Raw genomic sequence first — 253 nt, 5'->3', positions numbered from 1 at the left:
GTCGTGCAGCGTCAAGAACTCCATGATCACCTTGAGGGCTTCACCCGCTTCATCCGCCTCCACAGAGGCCACTCACCCCACGAAATCCCTGTTCAGCGCCCCGCGCCGCGAGAACGCAACAGCCCTGCGGGCCGAGCTGCGGTCGCTGTCGACTCGGGCTGACATCACCGCCACCAGCTTCGTGAACACCTACGAGTGGGGCGACTTCAAGGGTGACCCGCGTACGCTGATGGAGCGGTACTTCGACGCGCAC

1 pseudogene is annotated in these 253 nt (G+C 64.4%); it reads left to right on the top strand.

Annotated features, from left to right (window positions below):
• Positions 1-22: 22 nt before the first annotated feature.
• Positions 23-253: pseudogene (locus tag F8271_RS32015) on the top strand (hypothetical protein); the annotation flags it as partial.

The sequence above is a fragment of the Micromonospora sp. ALFpr18c genome (genome assembly GCF_008868155.1).
Lineage (GTDB): Bacteria > Actinomycetota > Actinomycetes > Mycobacteriales > Micromonosporaceae > Micromonospora.
This window is presented reverse-complemented; position numbering and strand designations above follow the sequence as displayed.